At 73.3% G+C, this 24,944-nt stretch carries 19 protein-coding genes and 2 pseudogenes; 7 read left to right on the top strand and 14 right to left on the bottom strand.

The window, feature by feature from the left end; all coding sequences use genetic code 11:
* Window positions 1–521, top strand: a pseudogene (locus ACFQ11_RS23465) (hypothetical protein); the annotation flags it as partial.
* 92 nt (window positions 522–613) lie between these two features.
* Window positions 614–2,260, top strand: a complete 1,647-nt coding sequence (locus ACFQ11_RS23460; RefSeq protein ID WP_378302103.1) for a glycoside hydrolase family 3 protein — start codon at window positions 614–616, stop codon at window positions 2,258–2,260.
* Between the two features lie 58 nt (window positions 2,261–2,318).
* Here the strand turns inward: ACFQ11_RS23460 and ptsP are convergent, their stop codons facing one another.
* From ptsP to nagA, 7 genes and pseudogenes are all read right to left on the bottom strand, one after another.
* Window positions 2,319–4,013: a phosphoenolpyruvate--protein phosphotransferase gene (ptsP, locus tag ACFQ11_RS23455; protein WP_378302101.1), complete on the bottom strand. Its 1,695-nt coding sequence runs from the start codon at window positions 4,011–4,013 to the stop codon at window positions 2,319–2,321.
* On the bottom strand, window positions 4,006–4,278 hold the full coding sequence (locus ACFQ11_RS23450; RefSeq protein WP_378302099.1) for an HPr family phosphocarrier protein: 273 nt from the start codon (window positions 4,276–4,278) through the stop codon (window positions 4,006–4,008). The genes ptsP and ACFQ11_RS23450 overlap by 8 nt, the downstream gene beginning before the upstream one ends.
* 10 nt (window positions 4,279–4,288) lie before the next feature.
* Window positions 4,289–4,993, bottom strand: a complete 705-nt coding sequence (locus tag ACFQ11_RS23445) for an HAD family hydrolase (protein WP_378302097.1) — start codon at window positions 4,991–4,993, stop codon at window positions 4,289–4,291.
* Window positions 4,984–5,433, bottom strand: a complete 450-nt coding sequence (locus tag ACFQ11_RS23440) for a PTS sugar transporter subunit IIA (RefSeq protein WP_378302095.1) — start codon at window positions 5,431–5,433, stop codon at window positions 4,984–4,986. The genes ACFQ11_RS23445 and ACFQ11_RS23440 overlap by 10 nt, the downstream gene beginning before the upstream one ends.
* Before the next feature lie 82 nt (window positions 5,434–5,515).
* Window positions 5,516–5,752: pseudogene (locus ACFQ11_RS23435) on the bottom strand (glucose PTS transporter subunit EIIB); the annotation flags it as partial.
* A 60-nt stretch (window positions 5,753–5,812) separates the two neighbouring features.
* Entirely contained in the window at window positions 5,813–6,853 is a 1,041-nt protein-coding gene (locus ACFQ11_RS23430) for an SIS domain-containing protein (protein WP_378302093.1), read from the bottom strand.
* Window positions 6,850–7,947: an N-acetylglucosamine-6-phosphate deacetylase gene (nagA, locus tag ACFQ11_RS23425; RefSeq protein ID WP_378302091.1), complete on the bottom strand. Its 1,098-nt coding sequence runs from the start codon at window positions 7,945–7,947 to the stop codon at window positions 6,850–6,852. The genes ACFQ11_RS23430 and nagA overlap by 4 nt, the downstream gene beginning before the upstream one ends.
* A gap of 222 nt (window positions 7,948–8,169) precedes the next feature.
* Between nagA and ACFQ11_RS23420 the strand changes: the two genes are divergently transcribed.
* The 4 genes from ACFQ11_RS23420 (at window position 8,170) to ACFQ11_RS23405 (ending at window position 12,788) form a co-directional block, all read left to right on the top strand.
* Complete coding sequence (locus tag ACFQ11_RS23420; protein ID WP_378302089.1) at window positions 8,170–9,510, top strand: PTS transporter subunit EIIC; 1,341 nt, start codon at window positions 8,170–8,172, stop codon at window positions 9,508–9,510.
* A 172-nt stretch (window positions 9,511–9,682) separates the two neighbouring features.
* On the top strand, window positions 9,683–10,420 hold the full coding sequence (locus ACFQ11_RS23415) for a GntR family transcriptional regulator (protein ID WP_378302087.1): 738 nt from the start codon (window positions 9,683–9,685) through the stop codon (window positions 10,418–10,420).
* Between the two features lie 21 nt (window positions 10,421–10,441).
* Window positions 10,442–11,974, top strand: coding sequence for a PTS transporter subunit EIIC (locus ACFQ11_RS23410; RefSeq protein ID WP_378302085.1), 1,533 nt, complete (start codon window positions 10,442–10,444; stop codon window positions 11,972–11,974).
* 307 nt (window positions 11,975–12,281) lie between these two features.
* Window positions 12,282–12,788 carry an Rv3235 family protein gene (locus ACFQ11_RS23405; protein ID WP_378302083.1) on the top strand — a complete coding sequence of 169 codons (507 nt, stop codon included), beginning with the start codon at window positions 12,282–12,284 and terminating at the stop codon, window positions 12,786–12,788.
* 64 nt (window positions 12,789–12,852) lie between these two features.
* Here ACFQ11_RS23405 and secA read toward each other — a convergent pair whose 3' ends face one another.
* Complete coding sequence (secA, locus tag ACFQ11_RS23400) at window positions 12,853–15,741, bottom strand: preprotein translocase subunit SecA (protein ID WP_378302081.1); 2,889 nt, start codon at window positions 15,739–15,741, stop codon at window positions 12,853–12,855.
* Window positions 15,742–15,921: 180 nt separating this feature from the next.
* On the opposite strand from secA, the gene ACFQ11_RS23395 reads away from it, so the two are divergent.
* A complete protein-coding gene (locus tag ACFQ11_RS23395) occupies window positions 15,922–16,260 on the top strand; it encodes an HGxxPAAW family protein (protein WP_378302079.1) in 339 nt (112 codons plus the stop codon).
* Between the two features lie 66 nt (window positions 16,261–16,326).
* On the opposite strand, the gene ACFQ11_RS23390 is transcribed toward ACFQ11_RS23395, so the two are convergent.
* The 6 genes from ACFQ11_RS23390 to mtrB all read right to left on the bottom strand — a co-directional run bounded on the left by ACFQ11_RS23390 (window position 16,327) and on the right by mtrB (window position 24,855).
* Window positions 16,327–17,502 carry a winged helix-turn-helix domain-containing protein gene (locus tag ACFQ11_RS23390; RefSeq protein WP_378302109.1) on the bottom strand — a complete coding sequence of 392 codons (1,176 nt, stop codon included), beginning with the start codon at window positions 17,500–17,502 and terminating at the stop codon, window positions 16,327–16,329.
* 323 nt (window positions 17,503–17,825) lie between these two features.
* Window positions 17,826–18,476: a response regulator gene (locus ACFQ11_RS23385; RefSeq protein ID WP_262401820.1), complete on the bottom strand. Its 651-nt coding sequence runs from the start codon at window positions 18,474–18,476 to the stop codon at window positions 17,826–17,828.
* Between the two features lie 649 nt (window positions 18,477–19,125).
* Window positions 19,126–19,794 carry a ribosome hibernation-promoting factor, HPF/YfiA family gene (gene hpf, locus ACFQ11_RS23380; protein WP_378302077.1) on the bottom strand — a complete coding sequence of 223 codons (669 nt, stop codon included), beginning with the start codon at window positions 19,792–19,794 and terminating at the stop codon, window positions 19,126–19,128.
* 676 nt (window positions 19,795–20,470) lie between these two features.
* Window positions 20,471–21,388, bottom strand: a complete 918-nt coding sequence (locus tag ACFQ11_RS23375) for a ComF family protein (protein ID WP_378302075.1) — start codon at window positions 21,386–21,388, stop codon at window positions 20,471–20,473.
* Between the two features lie 60 nt (window positions 21,389–21,448).
* Complete coding sequence (locus tag ACFQ11_RS23370) at window positions 21,449–23,224, bottom strand: LpqB family beta-propeller domain-containing protein (protein ID WP_378302073.1); 1,776 nt, start codon at window positions 23,222–23,224, stop codon at window positions 21,449–21,451.
* Window positions 23,221–24,855: an MtrAB system histidine kinase MtrB gene (gene mtrB / locus ACFQ11_RS23365; protein ID WP_378302071.1), complete on the bottom strand. Its 1,635-nt coding sequence runs from the start codon at window positions 24,853–24,855 to the stop codon at window positions 23,221–23,223. The genes ACFQ11_RS23370 and mtrB overlap by 4 nt, the downstream gene beginning before the upstream one ends.
* Window positions 24,856–24,944 lie beyond the last annotated feature (89 nt).

The raw sequence follows: 24,944 nt of genomic DNA, 5'->3' as shown, positions 1-24,944 counted from the left end.
GCCGCGGCGGTCCGGCGCCGCACGCGGTCCACGGGGCGCCGCAGCCCGCGACGCTCCCGGCGGGCGGCGGGACGGCCGTGCTGGTGCACGAGGCCGTCCCGCCGCCCGGTCCGCGCCCGTCCGGGCCGTCCGGGCACCCGGAGCATCCCGGCACCCCGCCCAACCCGCAGCTCGCGCAGGCGATCATCAAGGAGGTCTACGGCCGGCCGGCGTCGGCGCTGGGCCGCCTCGGCCCGGTCGTCGCCGCCGCCGCGGCGGCGGGCGATCCGGTCGCCAAGCGGATCACCGAGGAGGCCGCCGCGTCGCTGCTGCGGGACGTGGACGCCGTGCGGCCCGCGCTGTCGGACCCGTGCGCGCCCGTCGTCATGCACGGGTCGGTGCTGCGCGAGGGCCCCGTCGCGGACGCCGTCCGGACCGGGCTGCGGCACCGGTTCCCCGAGGCGCCGCGCAGCGCGGGCGACGGGGCGGTCGGCGCGGCGGGGCTCGCCCTGCGTAGGCTGGGGCATCCCCTTCCCCACTGATGGGTGAGCCGGCCATGTCCCGTCGCATCTCCGCGCCGCGGTTAACCTGTGACGACGATCGAACCGCAGACCAAGTCGGGGGGCCTGGTCAGGTGCGTTTTCCACGGAGTTCACTCGCGCTCGCGACGGCGCTCGCGCTCGGCGCGTCGACGCTGGCCGCGTGCAGCGACGGTGACGGCGACGGCGGGACGGACGGGCGCGGCGGGTCCGGCGCGTCCGCCTCGGCCCGCGCGTCCGCGCCGCCGGACGCCTGGATCCCCGGGCACGTGGCGAAGATGAGCGTGCAGGAGAAGGTCGGGCAGCTGTTCGTCCCGACCTTCTACAGCCGCGCCGACGCGCTCCGCACGATCCGCCGGTACCACGTGGGCGGCCTCATCTACTTCCCGGAGAACTTCGGCTCCCCGGAGGAGACGGCGGCGCAGTCGAACGCGCTGCAGAAGGCGTCCAAGATCCCGCTGGTGCTGGGCGTGGACGAGGAGCAGGGCATCGTCACCCGCACGCCGTTCATCACCCGGTTCCCCGGCAACATGGCGCTGGGCGCGACGGCCGACCCGGCGCAGGCCCGCGCCGCCGCGCGCGTCACGGGCGCCGAGCTGCGCGCCGTCGGGATCAACCTCGACTACGCGCCCGTCGCGGACGTCAACGTGAACCCGCGCAACCCGGTCATCGGCGTCCGCTCGTTCGGGTCCGACCCGGCGCGGGTGTCGCGGATGGTGGCCGGCGCCGTCCGGGGCTACCAGGACGCGGGGGTCGCGGCCGTCGCCAAGCACTTCCCCGGCCACGGCGACACCGCCACCGACAGCCACACCGGGCTCCCGGTGATCTCGCACGACCCGGACGAGTGGCGGAAGACCGACGCGCCCCCGTTCGAGGCCGCGATCGGCGCCGGGGTGGACGCGATCATGACGGCGCACATCGTCGTCCCCGAACTCGACGACTCGGGCGATCCGGCGACGCTGTCGCGGAACGTGCTGACCGGCCTGCTCCGCGAGCGGCTCGGCTACGACGGCGTGATCACGACCGACTCGCTGCGGATGGAGGGCGTCCGGACGAAGTACGGCGACGGGGCCGTCGCGGTGCGGGCGATCCAGGCGGGCGCCGACCAGCTGCTCATGCCGCCCGACCTGCCGGAGGCGTACGAGGCGGTCGTGCGGGCCGTCGAGTCCGGGAAGATCACCGAGCGGCGGCTGGACGCCTCGGTCACCCGGATCCTGCGGCTCAAGCAGCGGCGCGGGCTGTTCCGGGAGGCGCGCGCGGACCCCGCGAAGGCCGCGTCGGTCATCGGCGGCGCGCGGCACGAGGCGACGGCGCGGCAGGTCGCGGAGAAGGCGATCACGGTCGTCGCCGACCGGGGCGAGGTGCTGCCGCTGAAGGGCAAGACGGTCGCGGTCACCGGCCCGAAGGCCGAAACGCTCGCGGGCGCGCTGCGCGACCAGGGCGTCCGGACGGCGTCCCCGGGCTCGGCGGACGTGACGGTGCTGACGACCGACGACGCCGGTTCGGCGACGGCCGCGCGGGTGCGGGCGCTCGGCGGGAAACCCGTGGTGGTGGCCGCGCTCGGCAGCCCCTACGACCTGAACTCGGCGGGCGGCGCGGCCGCCGCGGTGGCCGCGTACTCGTCCGGGACGGCGTCGCTGCGGGGCCTCGCGCGGGTGCTCGCGGGCACGGTGAAACCGACCGGGAAGCTGCCGGTCCCGGCAGGCGGGCAGCCGGTCGGGCACGGACTGGACTACCGGTAGGACGGGTCCGGCCGCCGGGGCGCGAGCCCCGGCGGCCGGACGCGCCGCGCGCGGAACCTCAGATGCCCAGTTCGTCCAGACCGGGGAGCAGCCCGCGGGCGCTGTCGCGGGCCTGCACCGCGGTCCGGGCCGTGCGCGCCGCCGCGGCGGCCTCCCGGCACTGGCCGAGGGTGTGCCGGGACAGCGCGGCCCGCACCAGCGGCAGGGACGGCGCGCTCATCGACAGCGACGTCACGCCGAGCCCGACCAGCACGCAGGCGAGCGCCGGGTCGCCCGCCGCCTCCCCGCACACCCCGCACGGGACGCCCGCGGCGGCCGCGGGGGCGACCAGGTCGAGGACGGCGGGCTGCCACGGGTCCTGCAGGTGCGCGAGCCCGCCGATCTGCCGGTCGGCGGCGCACGCGTACTGCGTCAGGTCGTTGGTGCCGATGCTGAAGAACGCCACCTCGGACGCCAGGTCGCCGGCGCGCAGCGCGGCCGCGGGCACCTCGATCATGACGCCGGGGGCGTCGATGCCGGCCTTGCCGCACTCGCGCGCGAAGAACGCCGCCTCCGCCGCGTCCGTCACCATCGGCGCCATGACCTGGAGCTTCGCGGTCGTCCCGGCGGACGCGCGGGCGAGCGCGCGCAACTGCGCGGCGAGCACGTCGGGATGCCGCAGCGACATCCGCAGGCCGCGCTCGCCGAGCGCCGGGTTCGGCTCCTCGCCGGGGGGCGGCAGGAACGCGAGCGGCTTGTCGGCGCCCGCGTCCAGCGTCCGGACGACCACGCGGCCCTCCGGGAACGCCTCCAGCACCTTCCGGTACGCCTCCTCCTGCTCGGCGTCGGACGGCGGCGCCGCCCGGTCCAGGAACAGGAACTCGGTGCGGTACAGGCCGACGCCCTCGGCGCCGTTCGCGAGCGCCGCCTCGACGTCCTTCGGACCGCCGATGTTCGCCAGCAGCGGCACCCGGTGCCCGTCCTTCGTCGCCCCCGGCCCGGCCGACTCGGCCAGCGCGGACGCGCGGGCCGCCGCGGCGGCCCGCGCGGCGGCCACCTCGTCGTCGGACGGGTCCGGGCGGACGGTGCCCGCGGCGCCGTCGACGAGCACCGGGGTGCCGTCGGCCAGCTCCGTCGCGCCCGGCAGGGCCACGACGGCGGGCACGCCCATCGTCCGCGCGATGATCGCGGTGTGGCTGGTCGGGCCGCCCTCCTCGGTCACGAACGCGACGACCCGCGCGGGATCGAGGACGGCGGTGTCGGCGGGGGCGAGGTCCCGGGCGACGAGCACGAACGGCTCGTCCGACTCCGGCACCCCCGGCATCGGCAGGCCGAGCAGCCGCGCGATCGTCCGGTCGCGGATGTCGTCCAGGTCGGTGACGCGGGCGGCGAGGTAGTCGCCCGCGCCCGCGAGCATCTCCCGGTACACGCCGAACGCCTCGAACACCGCGCGGGCCGCGGCCGTCCCCTCGCCGATCTTGGCGCGGACGCCGTCGGCGAGGCCGGGGTCGCGCGCCATGAGCGCCTGCGCGTTCAGGACGTCCCGGCCGTCGGTGTTGCCGGCGTCGGCGGCGCGGGCGCCGCGCTCCTCCAGGTCGGCGGCGACGGCCTCGAGCGCGCCGAGGGCGACCGCGTTCTCGGCCTCCGCGTCGCCCCCGTGCCGCGCGCCGGCCGGCGGTTCCGGCACCGCGCCCGCGATGCCGCGCACCGGCCCGAACCCTACGCCCGGGCTGACGCCCGCGCCCTGCAGCGGGCCGGGCACCCCCTCAGGCACCTTCGGGCTCCGGCGAGGACAGGAGCGCCTCCAGGCTGTCGAGCAGCGCGTCGGCGTCCTCCCCCTCGGCGGAGATCACGACCTCCTCGCCGTGCCGGGCGTCCAGGCCCAGCACCGCGAGGATGCTCTTGGCGTTCACCGGCTCGCCGCCGCGCTTGGCGACCGTCACGTCCATCGGCGCCTTCGCCGCGGTCTGCACGAACAGCGCGGCGGGGCGCGCGTGCAGGCCCACCTTCGACTCGATCCTCACATTGCGCTCGCTCACAGCACACTCCTCACCGGACGCCTTGTTCTTTACGTTCGTCCGCACCGGAGACGGGCACGCGCAGCGCGGGCCCCGGCGCGACGTTCACTTGTTGCAGGTCGGCGACCACGTGGTCGGCCTCGGCGAGCGCCGCGGCCGGCTGGGTCGTGGTGATGCCGACGCAGGTCATCCCCGCCGCCTTGACCGCCGCGACACCGGCGGGGGCGTCCTCGAAGCCGATCGCCTCGTCCGGCGGGACGCCGAGGTCGCGGGACGCCGCCAGGTACCCCTCCGGGTGCGGCTTGCCGGTCGTGACGTCCCCGGCGGTCAGCACGATGTCCAGCAGGTCGCGGACGCCGAGGAGGGCCAGCAGCCGCTCGGCGTACTCGCGCTGCCCGGACGTCACGACGGCGAGCGGCAGGCCCGCGTCCGCCAGCGACCGGACGAGCGCGACCGCCCCCGGGACGGGCACGGGCGGCGGCATCCCCGGCAGCGACTCGTACGAGACCGCCTCGTCGAACAGCTCCTCGGCCGTCCGGCCCGGGAACAGGTGCAGCAGGTCGCGCAGCACCTCCAGGCCGCGGCGCCCCGCGAACGAGGCGATCAGCGCCTCGTCGTGCGGGACGCCGTGCGACTCGAACAGCTTGCGCCACATGACGCGGTTGCGCGGCTCGCTGTCGATCAGGGTGCCGTCGAGGTCGAACACCGCGGCGCGCAGCGGGATCTCTACCGCCATGTGAAGAGCTCGGCCCCCTTCTCCACCTCGCCCGTCTCGACGACGTCCGACAGCGCGCCGTCGCCCGCGTCCAGCGCCACCACGGCGCAGACCGGGGAGCGGCCGCCCGCCTCGATCACCGCCGGGTTCCAGCCGACCAGCGGCTGCCCGGCGGTCACCTCGTCGCCCTCGGCGGCGAGCAGCTCGAACCCCTCGCCCTTCAGCTTGACGGTGTCGATGCCGAGATGCACCAGGACGCCGTGCCCCTCGGCGTCCACCACGACGTACGCGTGCGGATGCATCTTCACGATCTTCCCGGTGACGGGGGCGATCGCCTCCCCGGGACCGCGTTCGGGATCGACCGCGGTGCCCGGTCCGACCATCGCCTGGGCGAACACCGGGTCGGGCACCCCGGCCAGGCCGACGACGCGGCCGGACACCGGGGACAGTACTCGGGTCATGTGCAGGCCCCTTGTCGTTCGTTCAGCCTCGTTCGTTCAGCCTCGCTCGTGCAGCCTCGCTCGGCAGCCTTCGACAGACGCGTCAGTCGAGGATGTCCTCGATGTCGCTGGCGATCGTGTCGGCCTCGGGGCCCACCACGACCTGCACGACCGTGCCGCTCTTCATCACGCCGAACGCGCCGGCCGCCTTCAGCGCCGCCTCGTCGACCTTGCCGGGGTCGGAGACCTCCGTGCGCAGCCGCGTCGCGCACGGCTCGATCTCCTCGATGTTCTCGGCGCCGCCCAGCGCGGCGACGATCGCCTCGGCCTTGTCCATGTCGTCTCTCCTCGGTCCGGGGTGGGCTGGACCCTCTGGTGAACGGTCCTCGGGTGCCGGTGCTCAGGTCGTCTGAGTCACCTTGTTCAGGCCGCGCGGCACGTCGGGGTCGAGCCCGAGCCGACGCGCCAGGTTCTCGACCAGGATCTGGCCGGGGACGATCAGGCCCAGCGGCGCCACCCACTCGGGCAGGCCGGGGCCGGGGAGCGCCGCCGAGCACGCGGCGGCCAGGCCCGGCCCGCCGCCGACGCCGTACGCGGCCGCGCCCGCGCCCCGCACGCGCTCGGCGAGCGCGATCGTCCCGGAGAGCGTGGGGCCGGAGCCGGCGGCGACGAGCAGCGCGGGCGTCTGCGCGTCCACGACCGCGATCGGGCCGTGCAGCAGGTCCGCGTACGACAGGCCCATCGCGTGCAGGTAGCACGCCTCCTTGATCTTCAGCGCGAGCTCCAGCGCGGTGCCGAACGCGATCCCGCGCCCGGACACGACCGCGCCGGGGACGCCCGCCAGCTCCTCGACGATCCGGGGCAGCGCCTCGGACGCCTCGGTGGCCTCGATCAGCCCCGCGACCTCGTCGGGCACGCGGCGCAGGTCGTCCTCCGCGACGTCGGCGCCGAGGCCGAGCCCGAGGACGGACAGGGCCGCGAGCTGCGTCGTGTACGTCTTGGTCGCCGGGACGGCCTTCTCGTCACCGGCCCGCGTGAGCAGCGCGACCTCGGCGGCCTCCGCCAGCGGCGAGCCCTCGCCGTTGGTGACCGCCACGGTGCGGGCGCCGCAGTCGGCGGCCCAGTCCAGCGTCTCGACGATCTCCTCGGTCTTGCCGGACTGGCTGATCGCGACCGCGAGCACGCCCGACAGGTCCAGCCTCCGCCGGTAGGTCGTCGCGATCGACGGCGCCGCCAGCGTCGCCAGCCGGCCCGCGTGCGACTCCACCAGGTACCGCCCGTACACGGCCGCGTTGTCCGACGAGCCGCGCGCGATGAACAGCACCTGCCGCGTCTGCGCCGCCAGCTTCGCGATGTCGGCGGTGCGCGGCAGCAGCGCGTCGATCGTCCGGCGCAGCGCGTCCGGCTGCTGGCCGACCTCGGCGCGCATGAGACTGGTCATGAATCCCCTCCGAAGACTTCCTGCCCGTTGATCCAGGTCGTACGCGCCCGGTGGTCCGGGCCGAGATGCACCAGGTCGGCGACCGCGCCGGGCGCGATGCGGCCCAGGTCAGCGCGGCCGATCAGGTCCGCGGGGACGCGCGTCGCGGCGTCCACGGCCGCGGCCGGGTCGACGCCGATCGCGATCGCGTTGCCGACCGCCTCGTCCAGCCGCAGTCCCGAACCCGCGATCGTCCCGTCCGCGCGCAGCGGCGGGCCCTCCGCGGGCATGGTGATCGGCTCGCCGCCGAGGTCGTAGGTGCCCGGTGCCATCCCGGCGGACGCCGCCGCGTCGGTGACCAGGACCGTGCGTCCCGCGGCGGCGCGGAACACCAGGCGCGCGGCCGTCGCGGACACGTGGTGCAGGTCGAGGATCAGCCCGGGGCTGAGCCGGTCGTCGATGAGCGCCTGCGCGGCGACGCCCGGGTCGCGGTGGTGGACGCCGGACTGCGCGTTGAAGATGTGCGTGACCTTGCGGGCGCCCGCGTCGGCGGCGGCGGCGACCTGCTCGGCCGTCGCGTCGCTGTGCCCGACGCTCACCAGGACGCCCGCGTTCGTGAGCGTCCGGATCGCGTCGAGGGCGCCGTCGCGTTCGGGCGCGAGCGTCACGAGCTTGACCAGGCCCGTCTCGAGGAGCGCCGCGATCGCCTCGGGCGCCGGGTCGGTGATGAAGTCGGCGTTGTGCGCGCCCTTGCGCTTCTCCGAAAGGAACGGGCCTTCCAGGTGGACGCCCAGGACGCGCGTCCCGGCGGGGAGGCGGGGCAGCAGCCCGCGGACGCGGCGCAGCGCGTCCGCCTGCGTCTCGACGGGCGCGGTGATGAACGTGGGGAGGAACGAGGTCACGCCGGTCTCGGGGAGGCGCGACACGACCGTCCGCCAGCCCTCCTCGTCGGCGTCGACCATGTCGTACCCGAAGAACCCGTTCACCTGGAGGTCGACGAGTCCGGGCGCGAGGAGGCCGTCGCGCAGCCCGATGTCGGGCGTCCCGTCCGGGCGGCCCTCGCCGACCTCGGCGATCACGCCGTTCTCGACTCGGACGTATCCCGGGGAGAGCACGCGGGTAGGACCACCGGCAGGGGTGGTGATCATGCTTTCGGCCGTGATCAGTAGTGACATCTCTGCGCACGCTCCGTGACGCGGTGGTCGCTGGTCGTCGCCTCCGGCGACTGGTCTAGTCCGGACTAGACCAGTCAGCACCATACTGCACGAATCGGATGCAACTAAAGATGTCGGCCCGAACTCCTCCCATCGGGCCCAGCTCGGGGAGGTCATCGGCGCATGAGTACGGCAACCGCGACCGGCGACGGCGGCTCCGGCGACGGCGGAGTGCGCCGCGCCTGGTCGGCGGCGTTCGGCGTGCTGCAGCGCATCGGACGCAGCCTCATGCTGCCCATCGCCGTGCTGCCGGCCGCGGGCATCCTGCTCCGCCTCGGCCAGCCCGACATGCTCGGCGAGGACGGGCTCGCCTGGAACCGCGTCGCCGAGGTGTTCGCCGCCGCGGGCGGCGCCCTGCTCGACAACCTCGCGATCCTCTTCGCCGTCGGCGTGGCGATCGGATTCGCCAAGAAGTCCGACGGCTCCACCGCCCTCGCCGCCGTCGCCGCCTACCTGGTGTTCGACCGCGTCTCGAAGGTGATGTTCGCGCACACCGACGAGCTCCGCGCGTCCGTCGTCCAGCGGGTGCAGCAGGAGGACGGGTCGCTGGAGGAGACCATCGCGTACGGGCTGCAGAACCCGACGCAGGTCCTCGGCGGGATCGTCGTCGGGATCATGGTCGCGCTGCTCTACCAGCGGTTCTACCGGGTGAAGCTCCCGGCGTGGCTCGCGTTCTTCGGCGGGCGCCGGTTCGTCCCGATCGTCAGCGCGGCCGGGGCGCTCGTCCTCGGCGTCGTCTTCGGGTTCGTGTGGCCGACCCTCGGCGGCTGGATCAACGACTTCGGCGACTGGCTCACCGGCGCGGGCGCCGTCGGCGCCGGACTGTACGGCGTCGCGAACCGCCTGCTGCTGCCGTTCGGCCTGCACCACATCCTGAACTCGCTGATCTGGTTCGTCTTCGGCACCTACCGGGAGCCGGGCGGCGACGTCGTCCACGGCGAGATCAACCGGTACCTCGCGGGCGACCCGGACGCCGGGTCGTTCCTCGCCGGGTTCTTCCCCGTGCTCATGTTCGGCCTCCCCGGCGCCGCCCTCGCCATCTGGCGGGCCGCGCCCCCGCACCGCCGTCCCGCCGTCGGCGGCATCATGATCTCCGCGGCGCTCACCGCGTTCGTCACCGGCGTCACCGAGCCCATCGAGTTCTCGTTCATGTTCGTGGCGCCCGTCCTGTACGCGATCCACGTGGTGCTGACCGGGATCTCGATGGGCGTGCTCGCCGCCCTCGACGCCCAGCTCGGGTTCAGCTTCTCCGCCGGGCTCATCGACCTGCTGCTCAACGCGACCAAGAGCAACACCCGGCACCTGTGGCTGGTCGTCGGGATGGGCGTGCTGTACTTCTTCCTCTACTACGCGATCTTCAGTTTCGTGATCCGGCGGTTCGACCTGCCGACGCCCGGACGGGAGCCGGAAGAGGACATGCCGCCGGAGTCCAAACCGGACGCCCCGCCCAAGCGAGCCCGCTGACCTGCAAGAACGTCGATCTTGCGGGGCCGTCCTCGTGATCGCCCCGTTATCTTTTCGTGCATTGACATGCGTTTCGTCCTTGTGGTCTAGTCCGGCCTAGACCAGTCCGAAACCGACGCGCACCCGCACACCCCGACGATCATCGATCCGGCTCCGGCCATCGAGGACCCCCGTGACCATCGATCCGCACAGTCCCGTCCCGAAGTACTTCCAGCTCCGCGCGATCCTCCTCGACCTCATCGAGAGCGCGGAGCTGCCCGTGGACGCCCCCATCCCCTCGGAACGCGAACTGTGCGCCCGGTACGAGCTGTCCCGCATGACCGTCCGGCAGGGGGTCGACCAGCTCGTCACCGAGGGACGCCTCTACCGCGTCCCCGGCAAGGGCACGTTCGTCGCCCGGCCAAAGATCGAGATGCCGCTGCGGCTGGTGTCGTTCACCGAGGACATGCTGAGCCGCGGCCTGCGCCCCGGCGCCGTCGACCTCGACCGCCGCACCGTGCCCGCCGACGCGCACCTGGCCCGCGTCTTCGACGTCGAGCCCGGCACCCCCGTCCACGTCATCGAGCGGCTCCGCACCGCCGACGGCGAGCCGATGGCCCTCGAACGCGCCCACATCCTCGCGTCCCTCGCCCCCGACCTGCTCGACCGGCGGCTCGCCGACCGCTCCCTGTACGGCGTCCTCGAAGCCGTTTACGGGATCGTCTTCGACGCCGGCGACCAGACCATCGACGCCGGCCTCGCCGACGCCGCCGACGCCAGGCACCTGCAGATCTCCAAGGGCAGCGCCGTGCTGCTGCTGCAACGCCGCTCCTACACCGGAGGCGTGTGCGCCGAACTGGGCGTGTCCACCTACAGAGCGGATCGCTACCAGATCCACACGGCCCTCGGCAACCCCCCGCCGCACTCCTAAACCCCCAAGGAGGAACCCCCGATGACAGCGACAACCGTGGACTCGGCGCCACGCCGAGGGTCGAGCGTGCTGGCGGTGCTCCAGCGCATCGGCCGCAGCCTCATGCTGCCGATCGCCGTCCTTCCCGCCGCCGCGCTGCTGCTGCGCTTCGGCCAGGCCGACATGCTCGGCGAGGACGGGCTCGGCTGGAACCGCGTCGCCGAGGTGTTCGCCGCCGCGGGCGGCGCCCTGCTCGACAACCTCGCGATCCTCTTCGCCGTCGGCGTGGCGATCGGATTCGCCAAGAAGTCCGACGGCTCCACCGCCCTCGCCGCGGTGGTCGGCTACCTGGTGTTCGACCGCGTCACCAAGGTGATGTTCGCGGAGACCGACGAACTCCAGGGCAGCGTCGTCATCACCAAGATGGTCGACGGCACCGAGACCCAGGCCATCGACTGGGGCGCCAAGAACCCGACCCAGGTCCTCGGGGGCATCCTCATCGGCCTCGTCGCCGCCCTGCTCTACCAGCGGTTCTACCGGATCAAGCTGCCGACGTGGCTCGCGTTCTTCGGCGGCCGCCGGTTCGTCCCGATCGTCACCGCGGGCGCGGCGCTGGTGCTCGGCGTCGTCATCGGCTTCGTCTGGCCCGTCCTCGGCGGCTGGCTCACCGACTTCGGCGACTGGATCACCGGCGCGGGCGCGGCGGGCGCCGGCATCTACGGCGTCATCAACCGCCTCCTGCTGCCGTTCGGCCTGCACCACATCCCGAACTCGCTGATCTGGTTCGTGTTCGGCGAGTACCAGACGGCCGACGGCGGCGTCGCCACCGGCGAGATCAACCGGTACCTGGCCGGGGACCCGGACGCGGGCGGCTTCCTCGCCGGGTTCTTCCCCGTGCTGATGTTCGGCCTCCCGGGCGCCGCCCTCGCCATGTGGCACGCCGCGCCCAAGCACCGCCGCCCGGCGGTCGGCGGCATCATGATCTCCGCCGCGCTCACCGCGTTCGTCACCGGCGTCACCGAGCCCATCGAGTTCGCGTTCATGTTCGTCGCGCCGCTGCTCTACGGCGTGCACGTCGTCCTGACCGGCATCTCGATGGCCATCCTCGAAGCCGCCGGAGCCCAGCTCGGGTTCGGCTTCTCCGCCGGCCTCATCGACATGCTGCTGAACGCCCGGAAGGACAACACCGAAGGACTGCTGCTCATCATCGGGATGGGCGTCCTGTACTTCTTCCTCTACTACGCCATCTTCAGATTCATGATCGTGCGGTTCAACATCCCGACGCCGGGCCGCGAGCCGGACGACATGGAGTCGGTCGCCGCCGACCCGGGGGCGGACCCGGAGATGGCGGGCGTCGCCGCCAAGAGCAAGAGCAAGGGCAAGGGCAAGGGCAAGGCGCGCGAAGCGGAGGCCCCGTCGTCCGACGCCAGCGGCTCGTCCGATGCCAGCGGCTCGTCCGACGCCAGCGGCTCGTCCGACGCCAGCGGCTCGTCCGATGCCACCGGCTCGTCCGGCGACGGCGACGGCGCGGGCGACGACTCCGGCTCGTCGCGGGACACCCCGCCGAGCAGCTGAACCATCCCCGGGCGGCCGCCCCACCGGCCGTCCGGCCCCGCTGAGTCCCGGCTCCCGCACCTCCCATCGGGACTCGCCCCCGCGGCGGCGGAGCGCCCCCTCCCAGGGCGCCCCGCCGCCGCTTCGCGTACACCCCGCCCGCCCGCGACGCACCCCGCCCGTGACGCACCCGGCTCGCAACGCACCCAGCTCGCAACGCACGCCGCGCGGGTGCGGCGGATACGTGATCGGCCGCATCCGGCCAGCCCGTATTTCCGCGGGCGCCCGGCGCCTCTTTGTCTCGGCAGCACCCGAGCAGGAGGTCCCGATGAGCCGTCGCCCGATCCCGAACCGCCGACCCGGCACCGGCCGCGGCCCGGACGCGCCCACGATCGTCCGCATCGGCCGGCACCGGGCCTCGCCGCGCACGGACGGCGCGCTCGCGCTCGCCCGCGTCCCGGGCGCCCAGGCGCTCGACGGCGCGCTGCGGATCGTGCGGCCCGGCGACGACGCCGAGGCCGAGGTGCGCAGGGTCGCGGACACGGCGCTGCTGATGGTCGCCGAGACCCTCGCGGGGACCCGGCCGCCCGCGCGGCTCTCGCTGATCGCCGTCCCCGAGGTGTGCCACGCCCTCGGCACGCGCCGCGCGGCGCCGCCCGCACGGCGCGTCGTCCCCCCGCGCGTCCTCACCAGCTGGTTGCAGCGTCCCGCGCCGACGGCGGCCGAGACCGGCGCCGTCATCGTCGTCGCGGGCCGCGTGCACGCCCTGGCGCTGCGGCTGGAGCACCTGCGCGGCCGGTGGCGCTGCACCGCCGTCGAGACCACGGCGTTCTAGGGCCGGACACGCGAACGGCCCCCGAGGTGTCCCCCGGGGGCCGCCTGCGCGAGCGCCGGCTCCGCTACTTCTTCGCGCGCGGGTCGCCGTGGCAGCGCTTGAACTTCTTGCCGGACCCGCACGGGCACGGCTCGTTGCGCCCCACACCGGCGTACGGGTCGTCCGCCTCCTCGCTGTGCGTCTCGACGCCGCCCTCACCGTCGACGGTCGGGGCCGAGTACTCCAGCTTCTTCGGGCGGTCCGGCTCGCCGAGGCCCTTCGCGACGATCGCCGGGGCCTCGTCGGCCTCGCCGTCGTCCTTCGCGCCGTCCCCGGCCTTCTCCGCGGCCTCGTCCTCGGCGGTGTCCGCCGAGGCCGACTTCGCCACCGACACCGGCTCGGCGCCGACCTTCGGGGCCTGCGGCTGCTCCTCCACCTCGACCTCGAGGTTGAACAGGTAGCCGACCGACTCCTCCTTGATGCCGTCCAGCATCGCGTTGAACATGTCGTAGCCCTCGCGCTGGTACTCGACCAGCGGGTCGCGCTGCGCCATGGCCCGCAGGCCGATGCCTTCCTGGAGGTAGTCCATCTCGTAGAGGTGCTCGCGCCACTTGCGGTCCAGCACCGACAGGACGACGCGGCGCTCCAGCTCCCGCATGACCTCGGAGCCGAGCGCCTCCTCGCGCTTCTCGTACGCCTTCTGCGCGTCCTCGCGGATCTTCTCCGCGAGCGTCTCCGCGTCCAGGTTCGAGATGTCGCCGCCCGCGGCGTCCTCGACCAGCTCGTCGACCGTCATCGAGACCGGGTAGAGCTGCTTGAACGCCTTCCAGAGCTTCTCGAGGTCCCACTCCTCGGCGAAGCCCTCGCCGGTCGCGCCCGCGACGTAGCCCCCGACGACCTCGTCGATCATCCGGCGGACCTGCTCCTGCAGGTCCTCGCCCTCCAGCACCTTGCGGCGCTCGGCGTAGATGACCTTGCGCTGCCGGTTCAGCACCTCGTCGTACTTCAAGACGTTCTTGCGCATCTCGAAGTTCTGCTGCTCGACCTGGCTCTGCGCCGACTTGATCGCGTTCGTCACGATCTTCGACTCGATCGGGACGTCGTCCGGGATGTTCAGCCGCGTCATGATCGCCTCGACGCGGGCCGAGTTGAACAGCCGCATCAGGTCGTCCTCGAGCGACAGGTAGAACCGGGACTCGCCCGGGTCGCCCTGCCGGCCGGACCGGCCGCGCAGCTGGTTGTCGATCCGCCGCGACTCGTGCCGCTCGGTCGCCAGCACGTACAGGCCGCCCGCCTCGACGACCTCCTCGTGCTCGCCCTTGACGGCCTCCTTGGCCTTCTCGAGCGCCTCCGGCCACGCCGTCTCGTACTCTTCCGGCGTCTCCAGCGGCGACAGGCCCCGCTGGTGCAGCTCCAGGTCGGCGCGGAAGTCGGGGTTCCCGCCGAGCATGATGTCGGTGCCGCGGCCCGCCATGTTCGTCGCGACGGTGACGCTGCCCTTGCGGCCCGCCTCCGCGACGATCGCGGACTCCTGCTCGTGGTGCTTGGCGTTCAGCACCTGGTGCGGGATGCCGCGCCGCTTGAGCATCTTGCTCAGCCGCTCCGACTTGTCCACCGACGTGGTGCCGACCAGGACCGGCTGGCCCTTCTCGTGCCGCTCCGCGATGTCGTCGACCACGGCCTCGAACTTGGCCTGCTCGGTCTTGTAGACGACGTCGGCGACGTCCTCGCGGATCATCGGCTTGTTCGTCGGGATCGGCACGACGCCGATCTTGTAGGTCTTGTTGAACTCCGCCGCCTCGGTCTCGGCGGTGCCGGTCATCCCGGACAGCTTGTCGTAGAGGCGGAAGTAGTTCTGCAGGGTGATCGTGGCGAGCGTCTGGTTCTCGTCCTTGATGGACACGCCCTCCTTGGCCTCGATGGCCTGGTGCATGCCCTCGTTGTACCGGCGGCCGTGCAGGATCCGGCCGGTGAACTCGTCCACGATCAGGACCTCGCCGTTCATGACGACGTAGTCCTTGTCGCGCTTGTACAGCTCCTTGGCCTTCAGCGCGTTGTTCAGGAAGCTCACCAGCGGCGTGTTCACCGAGTCGTACAGGTTGTCGATGCCGAGGTAGTCCTCGACCTTCTCGACGCCCGACTCGGTGATGCCGACCGTGCGCTTCTTCTCGTTCACCTCGTAGTCGCCCGGGCCGTACTCGTCGACCTGCCCGGCGGTGCTGATCAGCTCGGCCCGCTTCAGCCGCGGGACGATCTTCGCGAACTCCGCGTACCACTTGGAGTTCTGCTCCGCCGGACCCGAGATGATCAGCGGGGTCCGGGCCTCGTCGATCAGGATCGAGTCGACCTCGTCGACGATGGCGAAGTTGTGGCCGCGCTGGACGCACTCGTCCAGGCTCCACGCCATGTTGTCGCGCAGGTAGTCGAAGCCGAACTCGTTGTTCGTCCCGTAGGTGATGTCGGCGTTGTACGCCGCCCGGCGCTCGTCCGGCGTCATCTGCGGGAGGATGACACCGACCTCGAGCCCCAGGAACTGGTGCACGCGCCCCATCCACTCGGCGTCCCGCTTGGCCAGGTAGTCGTTCACCGTGACCACGTGAACGCCCTTGCCGTCGAGCGCGTTCAGGTACGCGGGGAGCACGCACGTCAGGGTCTTGCCCTCGCCGGTCTTCATCTCGGCGATGTTGCCCAGGTGCAGCGCGGCCCCGCCCATCAGCTGGACGTCGTAGTGCCGCTGCCCCAGCACCCGCTTGGCTGCCTCACGCGCGGTCGCGAACGCCTCGGGGAGCAGGCCGTCCAGACTCTCGCCGTCGGCGATGCGTTCCCGGTACTTGTCGGTCAGCTCGCGCAACTCGGCGTCGCTCATATCGAGGAAGTCCTCCTCGATCGAGTTGACCTGATCCGCGAGCTTCTTGAGCTTGCGCAGGGTTTTTCCCTCGCCCGCACGAAGGATCTTGTCGATGACTGGCGGCACTCTCGAAGGCTCCTTGCAGATCGTGGTTGACCGCTCCCGGCGGCACGCACACCACTCGTACGATGCCCATCGTAGGCGAGACCCAGAATGGTCTAGCTCACTCCCGCGGCGCAATCGTTGCGCCCTGTTTGATCCTCCGGGTCACGGAGAGGATCTTTCACACGACGGAGGGAGGCCCCCATGTCCGAAGAGGCCAGCGGTACGCACGCCGGACGCCCCGGCTCCTGGCTGGCCGTGTCGATCATCTTCGCCGGTTTCGTCGTCGGCGGCGTGGCCCTGTGCATCGGCCCCGCCTGGATCATGTTCTGGATCGGCGTCGGCATCATCGTCCTGGGAATGATCGTCAGCGGCTTCGTGCACCTGTTCGCGGACGTCGTCGTCGACGCCCCGCGGGTGATCCCCGAGATCGTCGACTACTCGCTCTTCGGCTCCCGCAGCGACAAGCGCCGCGGCGGCCCTCGGGGCGAGGCCCTCGACCGTCCCGTCGCCACCGACCCACAACAAACCCCGCACGGCTGATTCTTCCCGGCACCGCGGCCCCAGGCCCGGCCCCCGGCCCACCCGGCCGGGGGCCGGGCCGTCCGGTCAGGGGCGCTCGGCGGCCAGCGCGGCGGCGACGAGGGCCGGGTCGGCGTCGATCCGCTCCACCCGCACGTCGTCGCAGCCCACCCACTCGGCGGCGCGCCACAGGGCGGTCGCGAGCGCCGCGGCCGACGCCTCCGCCCGCGCGGCGGTCCGGACCGCCCACGGTTCGAACGACGCCTGCCGGGCGACCAGGGTGCGGCCCTCGCGGGCGGGGTCGACGCGGCCGATGAGGCGCCCCCCGGCGAGCAGCGGCATCGTGAAGTAGCCGTGCACCCGCTCGGCCTTCGGCACGTACGCCTCCAGCCGGTGGTCGAACCCGAACACGCGAGACGTCCGCGCCCGGTCCCACACCAGCGAGTCGAACGGCGACAGCAGCGTCGTGACGTGCCGCCCCCGCGCCGGGGCGTCCAGCGCCTCCGGGTTGGCCCACGCGCGCCGGTTCCAGCCGGCCACCTCGACGGGGACGAGCCCGGTACCCTCGATGACGCGCTCGACCTCGTCCTGCCGGACCCGGTAGTAGTCCGCGAGATCCGCACGCGTCGCCACCCCGAGCGCCCGTCCGGCCCGCCGCACGAGCTCGGTCAGGCACGCGTCGTCGTCGAGGTCGCGGGCGAGCAGGTCCGCGGGGACGGCCCGTTCCGCGAGGTCGTACACCCGGCGCCACCCGACCCGCCGCACGCAGACGACCTCGCCGACGTCCAGCAGCCACTCGATGCCGATCTTCTGGTCGCTCCAGTCCCACCATTCGGCGCTCGCCTTGGCGCCGCCGAGCTCCCGGGTGGTGAGCGGCCCGTCCGTCCGGAGCCGCTCCCGCACGACGTCCGTCACGCCCTCCGGCACCCTGTGCCAGCGCCAGCCGCGGCGCGCGTAGGCGCGGCGCCGGAACGCGAACAGCGGCCAGTCGTCCAGCGGCAGGATCGACGCCGCGTGCGCCCAGTACTCGAACGCCACCGGCGTCCCGTTGCCCCAGAACGCCGCCTCGACCGGGCCGCGCCCGACCGCGCCGAGGCGCGCGTACGGCACCAGCTCGTGCGACCTCGCGAGCACCGAGATCGTGTCGAGCTGGACGGCGCCGAGCCGCCGCAGCACCGCGGGCACCCCGCCCTTCCCGCGCGCGCCCAGCAACCCCTGGGCGCGCAACTGCAGCCGTCTCGCCTCGTCCGCGCTGAGCTCCATCACGCCCGCGATGCTACGCCACGACACCGACAAACCTCGTTTACCGGTCGCCCCGGGTGGCTCCGTCCGGCCGGGTCCTCCTGCAGGCACGCGGTCCCCCGGACCGCGCCGGCCCTACCGGCCCGGGCCACCCGACGAGCCCACCGGCAACCTCGACTCCCGCCCCGGGCCGCGCCGGTCCTACCGGCCCGGGCCACCGTCTTCCGGGACGGCGCGGATCGGCGCCGCCCGGCCGGAGCCCGCGGCTCGACGGGCGATGCGCCGGCCCGGCCGGCGCCCTCCCGCACGGACGGGGCGGAGCGCCCACACCGTGCGGGCGGCGATCAGGTTATTTCCAGGAGCTTTTCACGGACGGCGTAGACGACGGCCTCCATCCGGGAGTGCAGTTGCAGCTTCTCCAGGATGTTGCGGACGTGGTTCTTGACCGTGTTCTCGGAGATGAAGAGCTCGCGGGCGATCTCCCGGTTGCCGAGGCCCCGGGCGACCAGGCGCAGGACCTCCATCTCGCGGTCGGTGAGCTTGGGGGCGGGAACCTGCTGGGTGCGTTCCTCGCTGCGTTTGGCGAGGGACGCGAACTCGGTGATGAGCTTGGACGCCATGGACGGGCTGATCAGCGACTGCCCGCCGTGCACGGCGCGGACGGCCTGCGGCACCTCGTCGATGGAGATCTCCTTGAGGAGGTAGCCGGTCGCCCCCGCCTTGATCGCCTCGAAGAGGTCCTCCTCCTCGTCGCTGATCGTCAACATGACGATCTTCGCGCTCGGCGCGGCGTCCTTGATCGCGGTGCACGCCTCGATGCCGCTGCGGCGGGGCATCCGGATGTCCATCAGGACGACGTCGGGCAGCAGGTCGCCGGCCATCTCGACGGCCTCGTGCCCGTCGCCGCCCTCGCCGATGACCTCGATGTCGTCCTCTTCCTGGAGGACCATTTCCAGACCGCGGCGGAACAGCGCGTGGTCGTCGACGATGAGCACGCGGATCGGGTCGGCCGACTCGGCCGGCTGCGCCGCCTCCCGGTCGGCAGGGGTCGCGCCGGCGCCGGCCCGACGGGGTGCCGCCGCGGAGCTGCGAGCCTCGGGATTCTCGCTCACCTGAGTCGCGGCGTGGAGGAGACGCCGCTTCCCCCTTTCACTTTGGGTGATCTGGGATTACCGGAGGGTCGGTTCCGGGTCCCGGAACCGTGCGGGGTCCGGGGTCGCCCCCGGTGAAAGTACGGTGCCCGGGCCTCCCCGGGGCGGTCTCGGGTTCTGTCGCTCGGTGCCCGGGCGCACCGCGCGGCGGTGTCCGGACGGTCGGGCGGACCCGGAGGGGCCGGGTCTGCTCCCGGGATCGAGCCGTTGCGGTCGCCTCCGATCGAATCTGCGTTTGTGTCGTCCTCGGGAACCTAAGGGGTCCGAAGACGGATCCGGGGGATTTCGGTCGGGTGTCTCCCGGAGAACTGCCGCGGGCCCCGGGGAGGTTCCCGGCGGGGCGCGGCGCGCCTCCGGGCTCCGACGCGGGACGGTGGCCCGGACGGGCGGGCGACGGCTGCGCCGCGCCCGCCGTCCCGGACCACCGCGCCCGCGGAACGGCTGTACGCCTTTTCAGATCATGACATGGTTCGGACGGTCGGCGAGCATCCGATCACTCTTCGACGAGCCTGATCACTCCGTAGTCCCAGCCTCTTCTCCGGTAGACGACCGAGGGGTGGCCGGTGGCCTTGTCCCGGTACAGGTAGAAGTCGTGCCCGACGAGCTCCATCTCGAACAGCGCCTGCTCGATGCCCATCGGCTCGGCCGTGTGGAACTTCTCCCGCACGACGACGGGCCCGTCGCCCTCCATCGGGATCGGGACGATGTTCTCGTCCGTCGATACCGCGGTCTCGGGGTCGGGCCGCTCCTGGACGGCCGTGTGCGCCGCCCGGGCCGCGCGCGGCGGCGGTTCCGGCGCCGGGAGCGGCGGCTCCGGGATCGGTTCCATCGTCGCGAGCTTCGCCCGCGCCCTGCCGCCGTGGCTCTTGCGGCGCTCGGCGCCGCGGCGGAGCCTCGACTCCAGCTTGTCCAGCGCCAGATCGAACGCGCCGTAGCGGTCGTCGGCCGCCGCCTCGGCCCGGATCACCGGGCCCCGGGAGCGGATCGTCAGCTCGACTCGCTCGCGCTGGTCGGCGAGACGCGGGTTGTGCTCCTCAGAGACCTCCACATCCACGCGGATGACCTTCTGGTTGAGCCGCTCGATCTTGGCCAGCTTGCCGTCGACGTGCCGACGGAACCTCTCGCCTACGTCGGTGTGCCGGCCCCTCACGGTGATGTCCACGCGGGACTCCCCCCTTCTCCCGGTTGCGTTCTCCGCCTTGACCGGGGCCCTGACGTCCCCGGTTCGGGCGCCACAGCACGGTGGGTCGCACCCGCCCGGCCGACCTGGTCTTCGTCCCCACATCCGCCTGCTGAGGGGCTCGCGGCGCTCTCGCCACTACTGCCCTTCTCCCGGTTCGGGGGATGTCGGATCCCCCGACGGGGCAGGACTTACCTCTAAGGCGCACCGTGATCGGTCGACGAGAAGTCGCCTTACGTGGGCCGTTTCGCCTGCGCCTGGCATCGGCTAGCCGGATCGTCTGCCGCGTTCCCGAGGAACGCTGCGATCCGACGCAACCACGGACCCGGGCGGGTGCCATGTCAGGAACGCTAACCCCTTACGCCTCGAATGTCAGGGGGGTGAGGCGAGGAAAAACTCACGGTCCGTCATCGATGATCGCCGCAGCGACGTCCCGCGGGCCCTCCACATGCCGTGATGCCCCCTGGGCACGGGGCTCGCGCGCCCGGCTCCCCCGCAGGTCAGATCGCCCTGACCCACAGGTGAGTTTGCGCAAGATCTACTCCCTTCGTCGGGCTGCACGTGCGCGGTGCCGGAGGCGCCGCCAAGGGCCGCGAAGGCCGACCACGTTGAGTAACAACCTGTCGAACCTTTGGGGATACGTGAAGAAAGTCACCGTTCATCCCCATCGGCGCGGCGTCATCGCCACCGTGGCGGTGCCCACCACCTCGGCTCCCGCCGCGCGCAGGGCCCGCGCCGCCTCGGTGAGCGACGCCCCGGTGGTCACCACGTCGTCCACGAGGACGACGCGCCGCCCGGCCACGGGCGCCCGCACCTCGATGGCGCCCCGCAGGTTGGCCGCCCGCCGCGCCGCCGTCAGCCCCGCCTGATCGGCCACCCGCCGCCGCTGCCGCAGCGCGTCCACCGCGGTGACCGCGATGCCCTCCGCCCGGAGCCGCCGTACCGCCACCCGCACCACCTCGCCCGTCACGTCCCGCCCCCGCCGGCGCCGCGCCGCCCGTCCCGAAGGCACCCACACCACCCACACCTCGCCCATGTCCGCCACTCCCGCCACCTCCGCCGACCTCCTCCTTGCGCCGCCCACTACGGACGGCGGAGCCCTGGCCCCACGTGCGTCCGGCCCGTCCACGGCCGCCTCTGATGCGCGCGTCCCGGGCTCGCGACGGTGAGCGTCGGGTTCCGGGGGTGCGGCGTCGGCGGCGGGAGGCTTGGGGGGCGGTGGTGTGGTGCGGGGTGGGGGCTGGTTTGGCTGGGTGGTGAGGGACGGGCCGTTGTGGGGGCGGGTCGGTTTTCTTGGGGCTTGGAGGGCGGCTCGGATGGCGGTTGCCAGGGCCTCACCCAAAGGGGCGGCCAGCCGGGCGCGGCCGTGCTCCTTGTAGGCGGACAGGACGGCCTTCACGGGCCCCTGGTAGTGCGCGACCGTGCAGGGGCGCGGGACGCCCGCGAGGGCGGGGCCTCGGACGGCCGGGGCCTGCAGGGGCAGGGCGCAGACGGGGCAGAGGAGGACGGACGGGCGGCCGCAGCCCGCGCAGTTCTCGGGGAGGACGAGGTCGAGGATCGCCGTCAGCAGGTTCATGGGACCGACGATGCCCGGCGGGCCGCGGGGACGGCGGAGAAACCTCGGCCTGTGGATAACTCAGCGCGGGTAGTAGGGGTCGCGGCCGGGGACCGGGCAGATCCACTCGCTGTAGGTCTGCGAGGGGGACCGCTGGCGGCAGATCTTCTGGCCGGTCCCGGAGCGGGTGCCGATGAGGACGGGCGCGCCCGGGGCGGCGGTGATCGTCTCGGGTTCGCCGAGGGAGCCGACGCCGAGGGGGGTGATGGCGCTGCCGCTCACCGGCATCAGGTACGGGAGCGTCTGGGAGTCGCGCTTGGCGCGGCCGAGGACGGCGAGGGTGCCGTAGTCGCGCCAGGCGATGTCGACGGCGTCCTGCAGTTCGGAGCTGACGGGGAGGAACGCCCCGACGTCCAGGGTGCCGTCCGGGGCGTGGGCGATGCGGCCCACCTGGATCTGGGGGCGGCCGTCGATGCGGACGATGACGGCGGCGCGGACGCCGTCGCGGGCGACCTGGAAGGCGAGGACCTCGCGGCCGCTCAGGCCCCAGTGGGCGGCGCGGACGGGCGGCCGGCCGGGGCCGCGCACCCAGAGGGCGGAACCCTCGGACGTGCTCTCCACCGTCCACAGGGTGCCGTCGGGGCTCCAGGACGGCGCGGTGAAGCGGGCGCCGTCGCGGGCGTTCAGCAGGACGCGGGACACGGCGGCGTTGGAGACCGGGCCCGCGACGACGACCTGGTCGTGGTCCCGGCTGAGCCCGGCGATCTCCCCGTAGTCGGGCGAGACGGCGGGCCGGGACAGGTTGCCGGCGCCGCCGGTGGCGACGGGGTGGGCGCGGTCGCCGCGGAACGTGCCGAGGGCGCCGTTCTCGCCGACCATGTACGCGTTCTGGTGGCCCTTGGAGTCGGGGCCGTCGGGCGAGTTCTCCGGCCAGGCGTAGACGGACTGGGTGGTGTCCATGCCGTCGGCGGTGACGGTCTCGCCGCCGATCCGCAGCCGCCAGCGCTGGATCTCGGAGAGCTGGCGGAGGGTCCAGCCGAGCTGGGCGGACATGCGTTCGATGTCCCCGTGGCGGGCAGCGACGGTGAGGTCGACGGTCGCGACGTCGTTGTCGATCGCGACGGGGCCGCGCAACTGGGTGCCGTCCGGGAAGGCGCTGCGGACGGCGCCGTTCAGCCAGGACGTCGGGCCGCTGAGGAGCGCCCGGACGAGCTGGGTGGGGAGCGTCTGGCGGTTCACGACCGGCAGGAAGATCCCGTTGGGGACGAGCGTGCGCCGGTCGGGCGCGAAGAAGTACAGGTTGACGGTGCGCATGGAGCGCTCGACGTCGTCCTTGGTGAGGATCAGGCCGGCCTTGTCGCCGCCGGGCAGGCCGGTGATCCGCCAGCTCCCCTGCGGGGTCCGGGCGAGCTCGAAGGTGACGTCGAGGTCCTTGGGGGCGGCGGTGTACTGGCCGTCGGAGGTGATGGTGCCGAGCTGCTCGCCGGTGACCCGGACGGTCGCCTGCCCGTTCTGGGCCCGGACGACCTGGGGTGCGAGGATCCGGTCCGCCAGGACGGTGACGAAGGGGCGGGGGCCGGGCTCCCAGCGCGACTTGGCGCTGAGGTACTGCTTGGCGACGCGGTGGTCGTCGTCGAAGCTCGCGGACGCGGCGAGGAAGCCGGAGACGATCTCGGCGGGGCCCCATTCGGGGTGGGGGGCGACGGGGACGAGCCGGACGTACGGGTCGTCGACGCGTTCGGCGCGTTCGGCGGGCTGGCCGGTGACGACCTGGCCGCCGCTGGGCACGCCGGCGCAGCCGGTGCCGCCGAGCAGGACGGCGGCGCACAGGAGGGCGGTACCGAGCCGGCGGTTCATTCGGCCTCCAGTTCCGCGAAGACGGGTCGGGAGTCGCCCGCACCGGGCGGGACGAGCGGGAGCGGGGAACCGCGCAGTTCGGCTCCGGCGACGCGGGGCAGGGACAGGCGGAACTGGGAGCCGTGGCCGGGTTCGCCCCACGCCTGGAGCCAGCCGCCGTGGAGCTGGGCGTCCTCGCGGGAGATGGACAGGCCGAGGCCGGTCCCGCCGGTGGTGCGGGCGCGGGCGGGGTCGGCGCGCCAGAACCGGTCGAAGACCATCTGGCCCTCGCCGGGTTTGAGGCCGACGCCGTGGTCGCGGACGGCCACGGCGACGGCGTCGCGGTCGGTGGCGGCGGACACGACGATGTCCTCGCCTTCGCCGTGCTCGACGGCGTTGACCAGCAGGTTCCGCAGGATGCGTTCGACCCTGCGGCGGTCCACCTCGGCCATGCAGGGTTCGCCGGGCAGTTGGAGGACGACCTTGCTGCCCTTGCGCTCGGCGAGGCCCTGGATGTCGCCGACGGTGCGGAGCACGAGGTCGCGCATGTCGAGCGACTCGGCGTCGAGGGTGGCGGCGCCGGCGTCGTGCCTGCTGATCTCGAGGAGGTCGGCGAGGAGGGCCTCGAACCGTTCGAGCTGGCTCTGCAGGAGTTCGGCGGAGCGGCCGACGGCCGCGTCGCCGAAGGTGTCGCGGTTCTCGTAGAGCATGTCGGCGGCGATGCGGATGGTGGTGAGCGGGGTGCGCAGCTCGTGCGAGACGTCGGAGACGAACTGGCGCTGGACCTGCGAGAGGTCTTCGAGTTCGCGGATCTTCTCCTGCAGGTTCTCGGCCATCTCGTTGAACGAGCGGCCGAGCCGGGCGAGGTCGTCCTCGCCGCGGACCCGCATGCGCTCCTCGAGGCGTCCGGCGGCGAGGCGCTGCGCGCCCTGCGCGGCGAGCCGGACGGGGATGACGACCTGGCGCGTCACCAGGGACGCGATCGCGGCGAGGAGGAGGACGAGGACGATTCCCACGCCCACCAGGGAGCGTTCGACGGTGGTGAGGGTCTCCTGTTCCTGCTCGAGGGAGAACAGGTAGTACAGCTCGAACTGCCCGGTGCGTCCCCCGACGATGAGGCCGCGTTCGGACGGACGGTCGCCGATGTACGACAGTTCGCCGTACGTGTAGGCGCGGGTGCCGGCGGGGGCGTTCGCGATCTCCTCGCGGAGGCGTCTCGGGACGCTCGCCTCGCGCAGCTCGTTGGTGGCGTACCCGTCGAAGTACTGCTCGTTCGTGTCGCGGATGTACACCTCGTACAGGCCGGACGGGCCGCTGCTCGACCGGAGCCGGTCGATGGTGGCGTTCAGCCTGCTGCCGCTGCCGGAGCTGTTGCCCAGGTCGCGCTGTACCTGGGCGAGGCCCTCGTCGAGCTGGAGGCGGGCGGCCTTGACCTTGCTGTCCATCAGCGCGGACGACACCTGCTGCATCAGGAACGCGCCGAGGATCACCACGACGACGCCGGAGATGACCAGGGTGGAGGTGACGATCCGCACCTGGATGGAGCGGCGCCAGCGGGTGTACGCCTGCCGGACGGCGCCGCGCAGGAGCCGCCGGACGGCGCGCAGGACTCGCCGCCCGAACCGCCCCGCGCTCCTCATCGAGACGTTCATGAGGAGTCCGCGGGGCGTCGCGCGGTGCGGTTCCGCAGGCCGGACGGGGGGCCGGGCGAACGAAGGGTCATCGTCGTGTCACCGGAGGG

The sequence above is a fragment of the Actinomadura sediminis genome, assembly GCF_042675525.1.
In the GTDB taxonomy this organism is placed as follows: domain Bacteria; phylum Actinomycetota; class Actinomycetes; order Streptosporangiales; family Streptosporangiaceae; genus Spirillospora; species Spirillospora sediminis.
This window is presented reverse-complemented; position numbering and strand designations above follow the sequence as displayed.